This window comes from Streptomyces sp. bgisy130 (assembly GCF_057708345.1).
Genome location: NZ_JBYISA010000029.1, coordinates 20,557 through 38,381, shown reverse-complemented (window position 1 = coordinate 38,381; position 17,825 = coordinate 20,557). Strand labels below are relative to the sequence as shown.

The window sequence follows — 17,825 nt, the reverse complement described above, 5'->3', positions numbered from 1 at the left end:
CTTCCGTACCGCCCTGAGCAGGGCTTCCGCACCAGCGCGCGGCCGCTTGGGGCAAGCCTTCGGAGGCGGACCGGTACCCGTTTCCCGGGCGCTTCGGTGCCCTGGCCGCCCCGCCCGGCCGCCGGGGGCGAGGCGCAGAAGGACTAGGTGAATGCCAGGACTCTCCGGTGCAGGCTGTGAAGGGAAAGGGCGGCCGTCCGGTGCCGTACACACATCAGCATGGAGGGGTGCAGCAATGCATTTGGACAGCACAGTGGAGCCGTCGCAGTCACCCGGCCCCGCACTGTCTTCCCGGCGGGCGGTGGCACTGTCCTGCCGGCTGGCTGCCTCCGCGCTCGCCACCGATGGCGGGGTGATGAGCAACAAGGCGTTTCACGCGTGGTTCGAGGAGCGGCAGCGTACCCATGCGCTGGAGGTCAGCCGTATCGCCTTCGAGGAACTACGGGGCTGGAACTTCGCTCCCGGAAGCGGGAATCTGCGGCATGACAGCGGGCGGTTCTTCTCCATCAAGGGCATCCGGGTCCGCTCCGACTACGGGCCGGTCCGCGAGTGGTGCCAGCCGATCATCCACCAGCCGGAGATCGGTGTGCTGGGCATCGCGGTCCGCGAGATCGACGGGGTGCTGCACTGTCTGATGCAGGCCAAGCCTGAGCCGGGGAACATCAACGGGGTGCAGCTCTCCCCCACGGTGCAGGCCACCAAGAGCAACTACACGCGCGTGCACGGCGGTTCCGCTGTGCCGTACATGGACTGCTTCATCGACCCCGATCCGCGCCGGGTGCTGGCCGATGTGCTCCAGTCCGAGCAGGGGTCGTGGTTCTTCCGCAAGCGCAACCGCAACATGGTGGTCGAGGTGGGCCCCGAGGTCGAGGCGGGCGAGGACTTCTGCTGGGTCACGCTGGGCCAGCTCGGTGCGCTGCTGCGCCATCCCGATCTGGTGAACATGGATGCCCGTACGGTGCTGTCCTGCATCCCCGACTGGCGCGCGGGTTCGTCGACGGCCCATGCCGGCCTGCACTCCGATACGGAGATCCGCAGCTGGGTCACGACGCGACGGGCCCGGCACGAGATCACCACCGAGCCGCTGCCGCTGCGCGAGGCGGTGGGCTGGCGCCGTTCGGACGAGGCGATCTCGCACGAGAGCGGGCTCTTCTTCAGTATCGTCGCGGTCGATGTCAGCTCGCACCGGCGTGAGGTCCCGGCCTGGTCACAGCCGCTGCTCGAACCGCACGGGCTGGGGATTGCCGCGCTGCTGGTGAAGCGGATCGGCGGGGTGCCGCACGCGCTGCTGAGCGCACGGGTCGAGCCGGGGTTCCTCGATGTGGTGGAGCTCGGGCCCACTGTGCAGTGCACTCCGGAGAGCTATGCCCATCTTCCCGCCGCGGACCGTCCCCGGTATCTCGATGCCGTGCTGGACCACAGTCCGGGGCGGACGCTGTTCGATGCCGTGCTGTCGGAGGAGGGCGGCCGCTTCCGCCATGCCCGCAGTCGCTACCTGATCATCGAGGTGGACGAGGACTTCCCGACCGAGGCGCCCGAGGACTTCCGTTGGGTGACGCTCTGTCAAATAGCTGAACTGCTGAAGTACAGCCACCATCTGAATGTGCAGGCCAGGACGCTGGTCGCGGGGATGAGGACGATCCGGTAGCCGAAATCGACGCGTTCGTGACCGGCGTTCCGGGCCGCCCCGGGACGCCGGTCCCGTCGGCGTTCGCGGGGCCCCCGGGGTTCCTGTGCACCGGCAGCCCAGCGATGGCGCCCCGCAGGTCGCTCAGCACGCCTCCCCCGCATCGACGCGCTGGGAGGGTACCTCTGCTGTCCCGCTGTCCAGGTCGGCCATGCCTCGCATCCTGTGGTCGCCGCAGGAGAGGCGTCAACGGCCACGGGTCACTTCTGTGTATTTCCCTAGAAGAGTGGCCGAACTCGATCACCGCCAGGGCATGGAACCAGCCACGACCTGCGCCGATGCAATCCGCGACGTTCGCCGGTGCAGACAGGGCCGTTGGCCCGGTTGACACCTCTCACCTGGGGTTCCACGATGCCTCGTGAGCTTGTCAGACAGCCGGACAGGCATGACTGAGGGGGTTCGACTCCGGCTGCCCGCTCACCCCAAGAGGCGGCCGGACCGAGACGCCTCCCCCCGGCCACAAGCCGTGGGCCCCGGCGGAGGAGAAGCCTCAGATTCTCCTCAAGAACCTCGCAGGACACCTGAGATTTGTGCGTAACTTTGGTCACACCGCTACGACTTGGCTCCCCCGCGAATTCCTGCTTTGCCGTCACCGTGCGATCCACTGTGCCTGCACCGCTCGGAGCCGCAGCAAACCCGAACTCCGGCAAAAACATTCATGACGGATACCTGTCACACCAAATCCTTTTCCGGAGACGCTACCGCCGAGTCTTTCCTTACCGCCCTTCAGAGATCGGCGAGGACTCCCTGCGGATGTGGCAACCTTGAACACGGAGAACGACGAAATACCTGTGCATCACACTGCCGTTGGAAGGTGAGCACCGACAGGAATCAACAGAAACCTGCAATACACGCCGGGCGCCCGGCGTAAGCGGCAGAAACCCGACAGGCTGCCTCGACCGCACTGCCCAGCCGGATTTCTGCGCTTCCTGCCCCACCGCCGGTGCCACCTACGGCGGCATGGCCGTAGCAGTACGCGCCCTGTGCGCCGAGCACCGACGGCGGTGCGGTCGGGAGATGCCCGGTACCGCTCCCCGCTCGTCCGCACAGTGTGCGAAACCCTCGGCACACGCCGCTGCAAAAACAGCTCGCGGTCTGAAGGGATCTGAACCTGATGTTGCTGGACCGCGAGGTGGAACTCGACCTGGCAGCCACCGCCCTCGAAAGAGGGCGAGGTGCTCTGGTACTGGTCACCGGTCCGTTGGGGGTCGGTAAATCAGCACTCCTCGACGGCATCGGCGCCCTTCGCGCGGCGCAGGGAGCCCTGCGCCTGCGGGTGAACGCGGCGCCGATGGAGCGGGACTTCCCCCTGGGGGCGGCCCGCCAGCTCCTGGAACCGACGCTACGGCACGCTTCGCCGGAGGTAATGGCGCGATGGACCGCGGGGAGCGCGAGTCATGCGCGCAGCGCGCTCGAAGCCGGCCTGCCCGTTGGTGCGGTACCGGCACAGCCCGTTCTGGACAGCCTCACCGCGCTCATCGAGAACATGGCCCGCGACCAGCCCGTTCTGCTACTCGTCGACGAACTACAGTGGGCAGACCCGGCCACCCTCCACTGGCTGCGGCATCTGAGCGGGCGGCTCGCCGGCCTGCCGGTGCTCCTGGTGTGTGCCGTCCGCGAGGGTGACGGCCTTGCCGGACATCCGGCGGTCCAGGGTGTCATCGAACATGCCACGCACATCCTGCGCCCGGGAAACCTCGCTTGGCAGGACACTCACGCGCTGATCCGCCGGTATCACGGCGAAGCGCCGGACCGGGCGTTCGCCGCGGCCTGCCACCGGGTCACCGGCGGCAATCCCCTGATACTCCATTGCCTTCTGGCGGATGCCGCGCACCGGGACCTCCAGCCCGTCGCGGACAACGCGGAGACTGCCGCCGCACTCCGGCCCGCCGCACTGCGACACCGGCTGCTGCTGCGCCTGGACGCGCAAGTGGAGGAGGTCGGGAGGATTGCCCGCGCCATGGCCGTGCTCGGGGACGATATGACCCCGGAGCTGCTGAGCAAGCTGGCCGAGGTGGACTCCACCGGGCGGGACCATGCCCTGCGGAAGCTGACGGATCTCGGTCTGACGGCCGGCGGACAGCATTCCCGGTACGTGCACGCCCTCGTGCAGGAAGCGGTGGCGGAGGGCATACCCCTGGAGGAACGGACCGCCATGCATGCGCTGGCGGCCGAGCTGCTGCACCGGTCCGGCCGGCCTCCCGAGCAGGTGGCAAGGCATCTGATGGCCCTCACCGCACCGACCTACACGTGGGCCACCGAGGTGCTGCGCGCGGCGGCCCGCACCGCGCAGGGCAGGGGCGCGCCCGAGGTCTCCGCACGCTATCTGCGGCGGGCCCTGATGGCCAGTTCACCGGACAAGGAAAGGGCGGAACTGCTGGTCGACCTGGCCACGTCGGAACGCAGCTTCGCCCCGTACACGTCCGTGCGGCACATCGCCCAGGCCGTCCTGCTGTGCGACGGCCCCGTGCAGCGCGCGCAGGCCGTGGTGCGGCTTGCGCCCAGCGCGTTCCCCTCGACTCTGCTGCCCGTCCACGAGCTGCTGCAAGAGGCGGCGGACGAGCTGGGGCCCGAGGACCGGCTGCACGGACCGGAACGGGAACTCGCGCTGCGCCTGGAGGCCCGCATCCGGCATTCGACCCTGCCGGATCCGGAGAAGCTGGCCGGCTCCGTGGCCCGTCTCGTCGGTCTGGGTCCCGAGCCGAAAACCGACACCGTGGCCGAGCGGGAGCTGCTCGCCCCGCTGATCGGTGCCGCGACGTTCTCCAACGCGCTGCCTGCCCATGAGGTGGCACAGCTCGCGAAGCGTGTCCTGGAGCGCGAGCCGGCTCTGCCCTCGCATGTGCACACCACCATGCCGCTGGTGGTGGCCGGCCTCGTGGCAGCGGACGCCATCGAGGAGCTGGGTTCCTGGCTCGACGCGGTCCAGCAGAACGCGGAGGGGCGGCAGACGCGCGTGGAGCAGGCGCTGATCGGCACCGAACAGGCACTTGTCTCGCTGGCCCGCGGCCGTCTGACGGTGGCCAAGAAGCAGGCGCTCGCCGCCTTCGAACTGGCCGGGGCGAAGCAGGAGGAAGTCTTCACCCTGTCGTCGATGACCCTCGCCACGTGCTCGATCCTCACCGGGGACCACCAGCTCGCCGACCGGCTGCTCGCCGTCAAGTACCGGGCGGAGGGGGAGCCGTATGTGTGGTCGGGACTGGCCATGCTGAAGGGGCAGAGCGCGGCACGGAAGGGCGATCCGGATGCGGCGCTGGGCCACTTCCTCGACGCCGGGCGGCGTCTTGAGCAGTGCGGATGGCTCAACCCGGCGCTGCTCCCCTGGGCCTCGGCCGCCGCATTTCTGCACCGCCACCTCGGTGAGCGCGAGCAGGCCAGGGAGCTGAGTGCGCTGGAGGTGCAACGGGCCCGTGCCTGGGGGGCGCCGGGGCCGCTCGGCCGGGCGCTGCGCGTGTACAGCCACATGGTCGAGGGTCCGGGCAGCACCGATGTGCTGAGAGAGGCCGTGGAGGTACTGCAACTGTCCGCCAACCGCTTCGAGTTGTGCCAGGCCCTGCTGGACCTCGGCGAGCGCCTCGGCCCGGCCGACACCCAGGGCCGCGCGGCGCTGCGCCGGGCCTACGCGGGGGCAGTCGAGTGCGATACCCCCTGGCTGGCCCGGCGAGCGAAGGTGCTGCTCGCCGAGGCACCACCGGACCCGGAGGCCACCCGCGGTCAACTGACTCCCGCAGAGCGGAAGGTCGCCGAGCTGGCCGCCTCGGGGAGGACGAACCAGACGATCGCCAACGAGCTGAACATCACGTGTCGCGCCGTGGAAAAACATCTGACGAATTGCTACCGAAAGATGTCAATTCCAGGGCGGGTGCATCTCTCCGCTGCATTGCGAGAACTCGACCGGCAGCCCAGCTCGCCCGGCGCGGCGGCGGCCTGCTGACCTCCCGCACCCTCGTCTTTGTCGTAGGGGCCGGCGTCGCATGGCGACGTCGGCCTCACTCAACAATCCTGCCATGACAAAGAGTTATTGCTACCGCACCGTATTGATACCGAACCACCGCACCGAGACACCACAGTGTTTTGCTATGCGCCACTTGTTGCGTTGACTCCCGGGATACGGCGTTCCTAGGGTTTGAACAGCGAAATACCAATGCAAGTAATGAACTTCGCTCCAGTGGAACGGTGGAGCGAGGACGACCAATGCCTCATTCGACGGTCGCATTTCCCGGTGCGTCGACCGCAGAAAGACGGTAGCTCCCTTGACATCCCAGCAATACGCCGACCTGATGCCGCTGGCGGCGCCCCCGCACCCCCAGCCCCCCCACCCCCCGCGAGTGCCCGACCAGCCCGCCCTCGGAGCTGGACGGCGCCCGATCGACCACCCACACGCATGTATGGCGAGCCTCAACGAATCGCTGGCGATCACGGCCGCCGACGCGGAGTTCTTCCGGCTGTTCGACCAGGACTCCGCCGAAACGTGTGGACGCAGCCTCTACTCGCTTCTGCATCCCAGCGCTCCCGGGCTGCTGAACCGGCACTTCGCCCGCCTGGCCGAGGGACAGCGCGCACGATTCGTGGAACGGATGGTGGGGATCCGGGGCGAGGAGGTGCCGTTCTCGGGCGAACTGACCGGCATAGCGGTGCGGAGCGAGTCGGAACAGGCTCCGTCGTTCGTCGTGGTCGTCCGGCCCGACGACGCGTCGGCCTCGCTCACCGCCCAGGAGGACGCGCCGGCAGGGCGCAGGCAGCTGCTCTCCGAGCTCGACGCACAGATCCTCCAAGGCGTCGCCAGTGGCGCCTCCACGGTGCAGCTGGCCGCCCGGCTCTACCTCAGTAGGCAAGGCGTGGAGTATCACGTCGGCCTGATGCTGCGTCGGCTCAAGGCACCCAATCGAGCCGCATTGGTCGCCCGGGCCCACTCCATGGGGATGCTCACCATCGGCAGTTGGCCCCCCAGGGTCCTCCCCGAGTTCGTGAAGGACGCCGACAGCCGGCGCAGCCGCGGCCGCCGCACGGACACTCCCCGGCGGCGCTCCGCAGCCGCCCGCCCCGAGGCCCCGGCGTCGGCCGTCCCGGGCGGCCGGCGGACCACGTCGGACATGACGAACTCCCGGGCCTCATAAGGCAGCAGAACGACCGTCAGCACAGCGGGGCCCCGGTGGGGCACCCCGGCACCCCTTCTCTGCGCACCCGCCGCCGGCTCCGTGAGGACGGTCCCCCTCTCCTCGCGGAGCCGGTGTTGCGTTGGCGCGGCGGCGGATGGATCCAGGCGGGCCGACTCATCCCCCGTATCCCCACGCTCATTTGACGAAGCGTTCGTTTTGCCGCTCCCTCGCCGCTGTCGCACCCGCCCGGTCCCTGCCACACGTGCACGGGGCTCACTTCCGGCCCGGGACGGGCACGTGGCGTGCTCCGGCGCAGCACCCATATGGCCTTTGGGGAGATGTCTTCGCCAAAGCTTCGCCTCCGGGGTACCCCCGGCGGTCTCCGGTTCGCTGCACATAGGCGAAACTGGGGAAAGCGCCCCTACGGGGAGAGGGCAAGGAGACAGCAATGCACCGGCAGTATTCCCCTGCGCACGAGCGTCGCCGCGTACCACGCGGGGCCTGCGCGGGAGCGGACCGGCCGACGACCGACGGCCACCCGCATGCTGTGTCCCTGCCCACGGCGGACCGCCCGGAACGACCGTGCCGGGTGCAGGTGCGTGCAGAGGAGACTCCCGATGACCGACGGGATAGACACCGACACGTTCGAATGCCGGCGGGACCGGTTGACGCTCGTCAATCGCGAGGAGGAGATGTCCTCCCTCACCGCTCTCGTACAGGACGCCCGCGCCGGATCAGGCGGTATCGCGCTCCTGGAGGGCGTCGTCGGCATCGGGAAGAGTCTGCTGCTGGACAGGCTGGTGTCCACGCTCCCTCCCGACGGTCTGTATGTGCTGACGGCCCGCTGCGACGCTCTGGAGCAGGACTTCCCGTTCGGCGTCGTGCGCCAGCTCTTCGAACCGCTGCTGGCCTCCCTCGACGAACCGCAGCTCACCCGGCTGCTGGACGGTGCCCGTACCGCCGCGCAGGCGCTCAGCGGTGAGAAGCTGCCGTGCGACGCCCTCCTCCCCACCGAGGACATGTCGTACGCCGTGCTGCACGGGCTGTACTGGTTCACCTGCAATCTGGCGGCGGAGGCGCCGCTCGTGATCGTGGTCGACGATGCGCACTGCGCCGACATGGCGTCCCTGCGCTTCCTGACCCACCTCGCGCGCCGGATCGAAGGCCTTCCCATCCTGCTGGTGCTGTCCCAGCGCACCGGCGACGCAGCGACGGACGCCGCACTCCTCGGTGACATCGCCGGCCAGCCGCTCTGCCGGGTGCTGCGGCCCGGTCCGCTGACCCACCAAGGGATCGGCCATCTGGTGAAGACCGTCTTCGGCCACGAGGCGGACGACGAGTTCCACGAAGCCTGCCTGGCGATCACCGGCGGCAACCCCCTGCTCGTCCACTCCCTGCTGAGCGCCCTGTGGCTCGGCGGCCGGCCACCGACCGTCGATGGTCTGCCGTACGTCACCGCGCACGACGGTGCCTTCTTCCACGAAGCGGTCCGTTCCGTCCTGGAGCAACAGCCCGAGTCCGCCGCGGCGGGCCGCGCACTGGCCGTGATGGGCGACGATGCCCTGCCGGAGGTGTGCGCACGGCTGGCTGGGCTGGATGACGCGACGCACTCCGCCGCGATGCGGGCGCTGCGCTCCAACGGATGGGTCTCGGAGGTCGACGACGGCCGCAGATGGTCCTTCAATCACGGGCTGATCAGGGAAGTCATCCTGGCGGACCTGCCACCCGAACAGCTCGCGGAGGAGCACCAGCACGCTGCCCGCCTGCTGCTGGACGCGGGGGCGCGTGCTGAGCAGGTGGCGGGCCATCTGCTGATGACCACCCGGCCGGCCACCGAGGACTGGGCGGTGACCGTGCTGCGGGAGGCCGCCCGGGAGGCGTCGTTCCGTGGTGCCCCGGCACTGGCGGTGGATCTGCTGCGGCACTGTCTGCCCGAGGAGGGGCGGACGCCCGAGGACACTCCGGTCCTCGTGGAGCTGGGTCTGGCCGAGGCGGGCGTGGACCCGCCGGCGAGTGTCCGGCATCTCCAGGCGGCGCTGGAGCATGTGCATGAGCCACCGCTGCGCTTCCGTCTGCTCAGCTCGCTGGCCAGTGGCCTGATCCGCAGCGGGCAGTCCCTCCAGGCGGTGCGGCTGCTCGCCGAGGAGGCGCCGACGGTCGGCGACGCCGATCTGCAACGCCTTCTGGAGGGGCAGCGGCTGATGGCGTCGGCCGAGGACCTGACGAGCTTCGCGGTGACCTTGCAGGAGTATCCGTTCGACATCAGCCGGCCCGGCAACACCCCCGGTGAGCGGGCCCTGATCGCCGCGGGGGCCGGCCTGTGCTCGGTGCGCGCGGTCCGGGCGCAGGAGTCGGCCACCGCGGCCCGCCGCATGCTGGAGAGCAGCGTGCCCGGTGTCGACTCGCCGTTCTTCCTGACCACGGCGGCGACGGCGCTGCTGTACGCGGGACTGCCGGACGAGGCGGATGCCGCCTATCAGCGGGTCATCGACGTCAGCCGGCAGAGCCATCGGCTGCTGCTGTACGGCCTGTGCCAGGCGCTGCGCGCCGAGGCGCGCTACCGGCTGGGGGCGCTGTCCGAGGCGCTGGCGGCCACGCGGTCGGCGCTGGATGTGGTGCCGCCCCGCGACTGGGGCCGCACGCTGGCGCTGCCCGTCTCCACCCAGATCCATGCGTTGATCGACTCCGGTGATCTCGCCGGCGCCCATGCGGCGGCCGCGCAGACCTTCCCTTCGACGAGCCTGGACACCTGGCAGTGGAACGAGTTCCTGTGCGCGAGGGGACGGCTGCGGCTCACCCACCTGGATCCGAAGGGGGCGCTGGAGGACCTCCTGGAGGCCGGTAGACGGCAGGTCCAGTGGACCCGGACGAGTCCGGCCGTGTCGTCCTGGTGGTTCTGGGCCGGTCGTGCCCACCTCGCCCTGGGCGCACCGGCGGCTGCCCGGGAGCTCGCGGAGAGCGCCGTGGAACGAGCCCGGAAGGGGAGGCTGACCGATGCGCTGGGCGCCGGTCTGCGGCTCCTCGCAACGACGGAGAACGGTACGAGGAAGCTGGGCATGCTGGAGGAGTCGCTGTCCGCCCTCGACGGCTCTCCGGCGCGGCTCGAACGGGCCCGTACGCTGGTCGACTACGGCTCCGCCCTCCATGCGTGCGGACGCACGGAAGCGGCGCGGGAGACGCTGCGTCAAGGGCTCGACCTTGCGTATGCGCTCGGCGCGGCCCAGCTGCACGCCCAGGCCAACGACGCGCTGCTGGCCACCGGCGCCCGTCCCCGCACGGTCACCTCGAGCGGTGTGGAGTCGCTGACCCCGAGTGAGGCCCAGGTGGCGCGGATGGCCGCGGCCGGTGGCACCAACCGGGAGATCGCCGAGGAGCTGTTCGTGACCCAGCGCACCGTCGAGCAACATCTGACCTCCGTGTACCGCAAGGTCGGGGTGTCCGGGCGGCGGGGCCTCGGCCGGTTCTTCGGCTCCGGAAATACCGCGAAGTGACGTCCCGGCCGTAGGGCTTCTGCGCAGTGTGCCGCGGGGAGCGGTCTCCCGCCCGGCGCCCCAACTGCTCCGGTCCGCGCCGGCCGTGCCGCACCGGCCGGTCACGGCGCTGCCGGTGCCGCGGCACCGGGCGTCGGGCCCGTCCGCCCGCCCTAAGACGGCGTGGACGGCGACCGCGGTCATGACCAGGCCCGCCCGAACGGCCCAGCGTCCTTCGAAGCCGGTCAGTACCGCATCGCCGAGCTGCCATCCGGGCACCAGCAGCCGCGCGGTGAAGGTCCCGTCGTCCGGGTCGAAGGAGAGGAATGCGTCCTCGAATTCCAGCGGACGCCCGGTCATCGGGAACCACACCTTGTAGACGGACTCCTTGGCGCTGAACAGCATCCGGTCCCAGGGCAACGGCGGCGCGCCGTAAGGATTCCGGGGAAGTCCGGCGCGTTCCCCGGGCAGCGCCACCGCTTCCATAACCCCGTCCGGCAGCGGCTCCGCCGGCTCGGCGTCGATGCCGAGGGCAAGCACCTCCGTGGACCGTGCGACGACCGCGGCGGCGTACCCCTCGCAGTGGGTGATGGCTCCGACGAGCCCAGCCGGCCAGCGCGGTTCCCCGCGTGGCCCCGGAAGGATCGGTACGGGCGGCGAGCCGAGTTCGGCCATTGCCCGGCGGGCACACCAACGGCCCGCCGCGAACTCGCGTATGCGTTTGTCGACCGCGCGGGAGACAAGGGCCTCTTCCTCGGGCAGGAGCGCCGCGGGCGGCGGTTCGCCGAAGATCTCCGCCGCGGAGACCGTCTCCGGCAGTAACTCGTCGATCATCGCGGGGTCTCCTGTCCTTGCTTCTGTGCGGGCGCGCCTCGCCGGCCGTCGGCGCGGAGCAGTAGCTCACGGCGCGGCAGGGCCCGACACTAGAACGCGCGCCTGGACAGAACCACCGCAATGGGTGACCACGCCTCAGTCCCAAGGAAATGACCAGACTTTCCCGGCCCTGGAGGGCCATTCCGCCCCGCTGGGCGGACACCGTCATTCGTCGCCCAGGGCGGACGCAACCGCACCGGCAGTCTGCTCGCCCAGACGCCGCAGGGCCCCGGCCGCCTCGAAAACATCGGCGCTCAGGAGGGCTGTCTCGTCCGGCCCCGGAACCGCCAAGAGACTCCTTCCGTCTGGGGATGAGACGAAGGGGGCGAAAGGTGTTTGCGTGGCTGTTCCTGTGGCTGGTGCTGGGCATCTGGTTAACCGTCGGGGTGTTCGCCTACCTGGTCTGGAAGCGCCGGTGCCATCCCGTACGGCACCAGCGCTGGTGGGTGTTGGGCATGAGTACGGGCACCGTGGGGTATTTCCACACACTCGCCTACGGCTTCGCCCTGACGCGACCGACAGAGGCATGCGGGCAGCGGACCCTCGACAACGACTATCCGCTGACCCACGTCCGCGTCGACCTGTTCCCCCCACGCCTGGCGTGCTACTGGACGGATTCATCGACCTACGGCCCCAGCCACCCCACGGCCGCGGGCACCTGGCTGCTGTGGTGCGGGGCAGCCCTCCTGGTCGCAGGCACGGTCGCCAGGGCGATAGCTCTCAGCTCGCGTACACCGCGCTGGGCCAGAGCGGGCACGGTCCTCGCGCCCGCGGCCGCCGCCACCATCTGGGCCACCGGAGTCGCCCCGCTCATGAGCCTGTCGACCGTCGATCTCGACAATGCGTGCTTCCGCTGGCAAGTGGCTCATCTGCACTCCGCGCCCTCCGGCGAAATCGTGCATACCGAGCGCAGCTTTCTGCCACCGGCCGTCGACTGCATCTTCACCGACGGCACCACCAGCCTCATCCCCATCGAAACCCTCGGACTCTCGTGCTGCCTCACCGTGTTCCTCATCTGCTGCGCCGCGCTCAGGCTGCTCAAAGCGCCCATGCCCCTGCGAAGCCACGAACCCCTGGAGGGCTCGCGGCCCTCCCTGCGTCCCAGGTAGGTGGTCAAGGCGCTGAGGCGTCATCAGCCCTGGAAGGCTCGTCATCGGTACGGCGAACACGGATGGGCCGCTACCGAGGTGTTGGCTGCATCCGGCGTCGCGAGCCAGGCGGGACTTTGCGGACACCCCTAGAGGTCCCGTGCCCGCACCATCATCCGGATCCCGTCCCGTGCCCACAGCACGAACCGTTCCACCGGCGTCACCTCGTGCCCCGGCGCGGGCCGAAAGCGCAGGCGCTTGAGGAGGACGGCCAGGACAAGCTGGGCCTCGACCGTGGCCAAAGCGGCGCCCTCGCAGCTGCGTGGCCCGATCCCGAAGGGGACGTACGCGAGCCGCGGCCGCTTGGCCACCTCCTGCGGCGTGAACCGCTGGGGGTCGAACCGCTCCGGCTCGGGCCAGTGCTCAGGGTTCAGATGCACCGCCCAGAACGGATAGAACACCGTCGTCCCGGCCGGGACCTCGTACGGGCCCAGAGCCAGGTCCTCGGTCGTCTCGCGTGCGCCGTACGGGCCGGGCGGGAACAGGCGCATCGACTCCTTGAGCACCATGTCCAGATACGTGAGCCGCCGCAGATCACCGTAATCGGGCGTGGCGCGCTCCCCCAATACCTGGTCCAGTTCGGCGGCGACGCGATCGGCCGCGTCGGGATGGCGGCGCGGTCCGCGAGCTCCCGCGCCAGCTCGGTGAAGCGCGCGAAGTGCCGCTCGTGAGCCGGCCGTCCGGCGAGCACCGAGAGCAGTAGTCGGCGCCAGGGGGTGTGCTCGTCGGCGGGCAGCACTTGCAGGTTGCCGGCCTCGCACAGCGGGACCAGGAACGCGAACAGCTCCTCGGGCCGCGCGTCGAGGTGCGCCGTGACTTCCAGAAGCACGGGATCGGCGACCGACACGGCCGTGTCCGCGCCCGGCAGTTGGAAGCGCACGACGGGCCCGTGCGCCTCGTGCAGACGTAACTGGTACCGGTGCAGCCCGCCCGCAGCCGCAACGGCGCTCAGCCCGCCGTCCTCCTGGTGCTCGGGTCCGGGGATACGCATAATGGTGCCTCCTGTCCCAAGTCCTGCCCGCGAGTCTGTTCCGAGGGCCGAGGGCCCCTCAACTCGCCCTCGCGTCATCCAGTTTCCCGTTTCCCGCTTCCTACCCACGGCGGGTCCCGTGCGCGCACCGGCCCCGCGGAAGGGTTCCGGCAGGTCCGCGAGGGGCAGCGCATCGCTCAGGTGGGCGGCCACCATGCGCACGAGCGAGCAGGCCGGCTTCAGGTGACCGGGGTTCCGGAGGTGAGTGGCACGCCCGGTATCGGGAACGTATCGCTGTGCGGCAGCTGTGGCGCAGATGGCACCCATCGATGATCGTAATTGCTGGCGGACCACGCGGTTCAGCTCCTACGATTGCGGTACCCGGGGGAGGAGTTGGACCGAGTGGCGCGCAGAAACGCACCTTCAGGACACGTGCCAGGACCATCGACAGGACATCGGATCGAGGCCGCGGTCGCGTGGACCTTCAGACACCTCGACGGGGTGGTCGCCATTGCCGGCGCCATGGTCGTCGGCCTGATGGACATCTTCAGCGACGCCGTTTCGGACAACGTCACCTCCGGTGCCACGCTGCTGGTGCTGGCCGCGCTGGTCTTCGGTTCGCTCACCGAACGGCGGCGCCGGGTCGCCGACATCAAGGGGGCAACGGCCGGGACACAGCAGGCGCTGGAAGACCTCGCCATGGTGCGCTCGCTGTCCGGAACCGAGGTCCGGCGCGCCCTGGACGAGGCCCGTCAGAACACCGACCGCTGGGTGTTCAAGGGCGGCACGGGCACATATCTGCGCGCAGTCACGCTCCCCGAGTGCGTCCGGAAGGCGCAGGAGCAGCGCCGCTCCCTCACGATGAAGATCGACATCGTCAACCCGGCGGACCTACAGGCGTGTGAGGCGTACGCCCGCTTCCGGCGGACCTTCCACGGCGGTCAGGCGGACACGGCGCAGCGGCAGACCTGGAGCGCCGAGCGCACCCGCAAGGAGGCGTACGCCACCGTCCTGGCGGCCTGCTGGTACAAGCAGCGGCTGGACGTCCTGGAGATCGACGTGCATCTGTCGTCGGTCGTGCCCACCCTCCGGTTCGACCTGACCGACTCGTGCCTGATCATCACGCAGGACGACCTGCGCCGGGTCAACCTCGTGGTGGACCGGGGGCGTCCGCTCTACGACTACTACCTCACCGAGCTGCACCAGGCCCGGGAGCAGGCCCTCGCCCTCAGCCTGCACCACGCGGTGCCGCTCAGCGACGAGCCCACGGTCGACGAGGCACGCCAGCTCTTCGAGAGCCTGGACCTCGCGCTGTCCTCCACCGTCACCGACAGAGACGTCAGTGAGATCATCGACAAGGCGCTGCACGCGGAGAACCCGTATCGGAGTTGATGTCTTGCCACGCCTGGGCGCGCCCGGCACCACCGGGCGCCCCTGGGCTCCTGTTTCCCGGCCGACCGTGGAGAGGAGGGCCGTGGTGCCGACCGACACCGGGGCCGCAGGCACAGCCCGGCACCGTGCCGCAGAGCCCGATGCGACCGGCCACTCGTGTGCGCGGCCCAGGGCGTGTCCGCAGAGTCCCGCCCGGCCCGCAGACCGCAGCACCCTTCGGGAGGCCAGGTGAGCCCGCCGAGCCGACACCCCGGGCAACTCCCCATGGACTACGGCACTCTCGAACGGGCCATGGGGCGGGACGGAGGGGCCGAGCTGCTCTTCGGCGCGGCGTCCACCGCGCTCGAAGAGGTCGCCGCCGGACGGCGTGAGCTGCACGCCGTCCGCCATCCGCTGGGCTTCTTCTGTCTGCCGGTGCTGCGCGACGGTGACCAGGGCGTCTGTGTGCACCTCTTCGAGCCCGACACCGCCGGCCCGGTCCCCCTCACCACCTCTCCCCTGCACTGCCACAGCTGGGAACTGACCAGCTTCGTGCTCTACGGCGAGGTCGGGAATCTGCGTATCCGGGTGCGTCCGGAGCATGCGCAGCCCACGCACAGGGTCTTCGAGGTGCACAGCAGCCCCTCCGGGGTGGACGAGATCCAGCCGACTTCACGCCTGGTCCGCTGCGAGCCCGGCCCCGAGCAGACCAGCGTCTGCGGGGAGGTTTACCGGCTGCCGGCCGGGGAGTTCCACAGCACTGTCGTCCCGAGCGGCAGCGCCGCGGCCACCCTGGTGCTGGGCCGCTCGGTCCCGCAGCACACCGACCTGTCCCTCGGACCGGTGCACGGAACCGGGCACCGGGTGGTACGACAGACATGCGACGCCGTTCGGACCGCCCGGAGCGCGCGCTCCGCCCTCAGGAGGATCCATGGGCACCACCCGGAATGACCCGGCCGGCCCGGGAGACCCGCCGGGGCCGCCTTCGGCAGGGCCGTCCGCACCGGAGGCATTTGCCATGTCGCGGTTCGCGGCCGAGGGGCACCTGGCCGTGGCCATCGCACGGGAGGCCGGCGCGCTGGTGCGCTCGCGCTTCCAGGGTGAGTACGGCGTCCGGCCGAAGGACGACCGTGGCGATGTGGTCACCGAACTCGACCTGCTGGCCGAGCGGCTCGTCGTGCAGCGCATCCGCGAGCGCTTTCCGCACGACCTGATTCTCGCCGAGGAGGCGGGAGCGCTGGGAGGCGACGCCGGGGCGGGGCCGGGCCCGCGCAGAACCTGGCTGGTCGACCCGCTCGACGGGAGCAACAACGTCGTCATCGGGCTGCCCGCCTATGTGGTCGGTGTGGCGCTGTGTGTGGACGACACACCGGTGGTCGGCGTCGTCCACGAGCCGGTCACCGACCGGACATGGTCGGCCCTGACCGGCTGTGGGGCCTACGGACCGCTGGGGCGGATGACGGGGCCCAGCGGCCCGCTCGCGGCCTCCGGGCCGTTGCTCGCCTGGACCCAGGGGCACGCTGTCGCCCGCGACGATCCGGCCGCACGGGCCCTCAAGTCGGCCCTGGAGACGGGCTCCCGGCGGCTGCTGCAACTCTGGGCACCGCTGCTGACCTGGTCGATGCTCGCCCGAGGCGACATCGACGGGTTCGTCGGCTACCGGGCCGAGCTCATCGACTTCCCCGCCGGGGCGCTGCTCGCGGCGGAGGCGGGGCTGGAGATCCGGGCCCTGGACGGCGGCACGTTCCGGGGCACCCTCGCCGGGCCCGACAGCGACCGCAGCTTTGTCGCCGGCCGCCCGGAGGACCTGCCCTATCTGCTCGACCTCGTCCGCCGGAGCTGAGGCCCGTCCCGCAGTGCTGTCCCGCGAAGTCCCGCCCGGCTCGCGAAGTCCGTTACGGGCCGCGCGGCGCGCGGGCGCGGCGAGGCGCCTGCCCGGCGTACCGGGGGGCGTGTGTGCCCTCTCATCTCGTTGCCACGAGCGCCGCCGTGGACGCCAGCACCGCGCCCACCGCGAGCACCGCGCCCGTTGCCATGAAGCTGCGCAGCGGCACCCGTACGCCCTGGGCATGGCAGCGCTCGAACCACAGCAGGGTGGCCAGCGACGCCCACGGTGTCACCACCGGGCCGACATTGGTGCCGATGAGCAGGGCGAGCAGCTGCTCGTGGTTCCCGAGAGGGACGGCCGACTCCCCCGCCAGATAGACGGGCAGGTTGTTGAGGACATTCGACAGGCCGCCGCCGACCGCCGAGGCGCGGAACATGCCGAGAACCCCGCCGTCCGTGCCCACCGCGGCGGTCAGGAGCTCATGCAGTCCGTTGACGTTGACCGTCTCCACCACCAGGAAAAGGCCGGGCACCATGACGAGCAGCCGCCACGGCACCAGTGACGGACGCAGGCTGGCCGGACGGCGCACGGCAAAGGCCACGACCACCACGACCGCCGCCGTCGCGGAGGCCAGCCACAGCGGTACATCGGCGAGCAGCATCGCCAGCAGGAACCCCGCACAGGCGACGGCGCACACCCGGAAGAGCACCCGGTCGCCGGGGCGGTGCCGCTCCGGGGGAATGTAGGCTTCCGCCCCGCGCCGCCCCCGGCGCCAGAAGAACAGCCACAGACACCCCATCGTCACCGCGATGGCGGCCAGTTGCGGAGCCCACATCGTGGCGGCCAGCTCCATGGGGCGGAGCGCCACACGGTTGGCGGCCAGCAGATTGGTCAGGTTGGACACCGGCAGCAGCAGACTGGCGGTGTTGGCCAGCCATACCGTCGTCATCGCCAGCGGAACCGCGGCGATCTTCACCCGGGAGGCCAGCGCGAGCATCACCGGGGTCAGCAGCACCGCCGTGGTGTCCAGGTTGAGGGTGATCGTGGTGATCGCGGCGAAGGCCACGCACAGCACGAACAGCCGTGCGTAGTGCCCCCGTCCGGCACGGGCCACGCCCGAGGCGACGACGTCGAAGACCTCGGCCTCGCTGGTGAGTTCGGCCAGCACGATGACCGTGGCGAGGAAGGCGAGAAGGGGGCCGATCCGGACCATCGCCTGTCCGGCCGACTCCATGGGAAGCAGGCCCGTCGCCGTGAACAGCAGACCGCAGGCGAGCAGCCCGGCGGCAAGCCAGTCCAGCGGATGCAGGCGTTGTATGGCACGCACAGGCAAAAGGGTAAACGCTGTGCAGCCGCTTGACGAGGAAACATAGGATGGC

The 17,825-nt window shown here is 70.4% G+C and carries 9 protein-coding genes and 2 pseudogenes; 8 read left to right on the top strand and 3 right to left on the bottom strand.

Annotation, left to right across the window (positions count from 1 at the left end):
• Positions 1–241: 241 nt before the first annotated feature.
• The 4 genes from AC3EUV_RS28890 to AC3EUV_RS28875 all read left to right on the top strand — a co-directional run bounded on the left by AC3EUV_RS28890 (position 242) and on the right by AC3EUV_RS28875 (position 10,277).
• Positions 242–1,648, top strand: coding sequence for an NDP-hexose 2,3-dehydratase family protein (locus AC3EUV_RS28890; RefSeq protein ID WP_432142571.1), 1,407 nt, complete (start codon positions 242–244; stop codon positions 1,646–1,648).
• A gap of 1,153 nt (positions 1,649–2,801) precedes the next feature.
• Entirely contained in the window at positions 2,802–5,621 is a 2,820-nt protein-coding gene (locus AC3EUV_RS28885; RefSeq protein WP_435604208.1) for a helix-turn-helix transcriptional regulator, read from the top strand.
• A gap of 454 nt (positions 5,622–6,075) precedes the next feature.
• Positions 6,076–6,804 carry a helix-turn-helix transcriptional regulator gene (locus AC3EUV_RS28880; protein WP_432142560.1) on the top strand — a complete coding sequence of 243 codons (729 nt, stop codon included), beginning with the start codon at positions 6,076–6,078 and terminating at the stop codon, positions 6,802–6,804.
• 599 nt (positions 6,805–7,403) lie between these two features.
• Entirely contained in the window at positions 7,404–10,277 is a 2,874-nt protein-coding gene (locus AC3EUV_RS28875; RefSeq protein WP_435604207.1) for a helix-turn-helix transcriptional regulator, read from the top strand.
• 324 nt (positions 10,278–10,601) lie between these two features.
• Here the strand turns inward: AC3EUV_RS28875 and AC3EUV_RS28870 are convergent.
• Positions 10,602–11,090, bottom strand: a pseudogene (locus AC3EUV_RS28870) (4'-phosphopantetheinyl transferase family protein); the annotation flags it as partial.
• Between the two features lie 371 nt (positions 11,091–11,461).
• On the opposite strand from AC3EUV_RS28870, the gene AC3EUV_RS28865 reads away from it, so the two are divergent.
• A complete protein-coding gene (locus AC3EUV_RS28865; protein WP_432142557.1) occupies positions 11,462–12,238 on the top strand; it encodes a hypothetical protein in 777 nt (258 codons plus the stop codon).
• Positions 12,239–12,366: 128 nt separating this feature from the next.
• Here AC3EUV_RS28865 and AC3EUV_RS28860 read toward each other — a convergent pair.
• Positions 12,367–13,268, bottom strand: a pseudogene (locus AC3EUV_RS28860) (cytochrome P450).
• A 411-nt stretch (positions 13,269–13,679) separates the two neighbouring features.
• Between AC3EUV_RS28860 and AC3EUV_RS28855 the strand changes: the two are divergent.
• The 3 genes from AC3EUV_RS28855 (at position 13,680) to AC3EUV_RS28845 (ending at position 16,461) form a co-directional block, all read left to right on the top strand.
• Positions 13,680–14,639 (top strand): hypothetical protein, encoded by a 960-nt coding sequence (locus AC3EUV_RS28855; RefSeq protein WP_432142556.1) that lies wholly within the window; start codon positions 13,680–13,682, stop codon positions 14,637–14,639.
• 228 nt (positions 14,640–14,867) lie between these two features.
• Positions 14,868–15,569, top strand: a complete 702-nt coding sequence (locus tag AC3EUV_RS28850; protein ID WP_435604206.1) for a hypothetical protein — start codon at positions 14,868–14,870, stop codon at positions 15,567–15,569.
• A 67-nt stretch (positions 15,570–15,636) separates the two neighbouring features.
• On the top strand, positions 15,637–16,461 hold the full coding sequence (locus tag AC3EUV_RS28845) for an inositol monophosphatase family protein (RefSeq protein WP_432142554.1): 825 nt from the start codon (positions 15,637–15,639) through the stop codon (positions 16,459–16,461).
• A gap of 121 nt (positions 16,462–16,582) precedes the next feature.
• Here the strand turns inward: AC3EUV_RS28845 and AC3EUV_RS28840 are convergent, their stop codons facing one another.
• Entirely contained in the window at positions 16,583–17,773 is a 1,191-nt protein-coding gene (locus AC3EUV_RS28840; protein ID WP_432142553.1) for an SLC13 family permease, read from the bottom strand.
• Positions 17,774–17,825 lie beyond the last annotated feature (52 nt).

Coding starts and splice junctions, on each gene's coding strand:
- AC3EUV_RS28885 (WP_435604208.1), top strand. CDS start 2,802: ATGTTGCTGGACCGCGAGGTGGAACTCGACCTGGCAGCCACCGCCCTC.
- AC3EUV_RS28880 (WP_432142560.1), top strand. CDS start 6,076: ATGGCGAGCCTCAACGAATCGCTGGCGATCACGGCCGCCGACGCGGAG.
- AC3EUV_RS28875 (WP_435604207.1), top strand. CDS start 7,404: ATGACCGACGGGATAGACACCGACACGTTCGAATGCCGGCGGGACCGG.
- AC3EUV_RS28845 (WP_432142554.1), top strand. CDS start 15,637: ATGTCGCGGTTCGCGGCCGAGGGGCACCTGGCCGTGGCCATCGCACGG.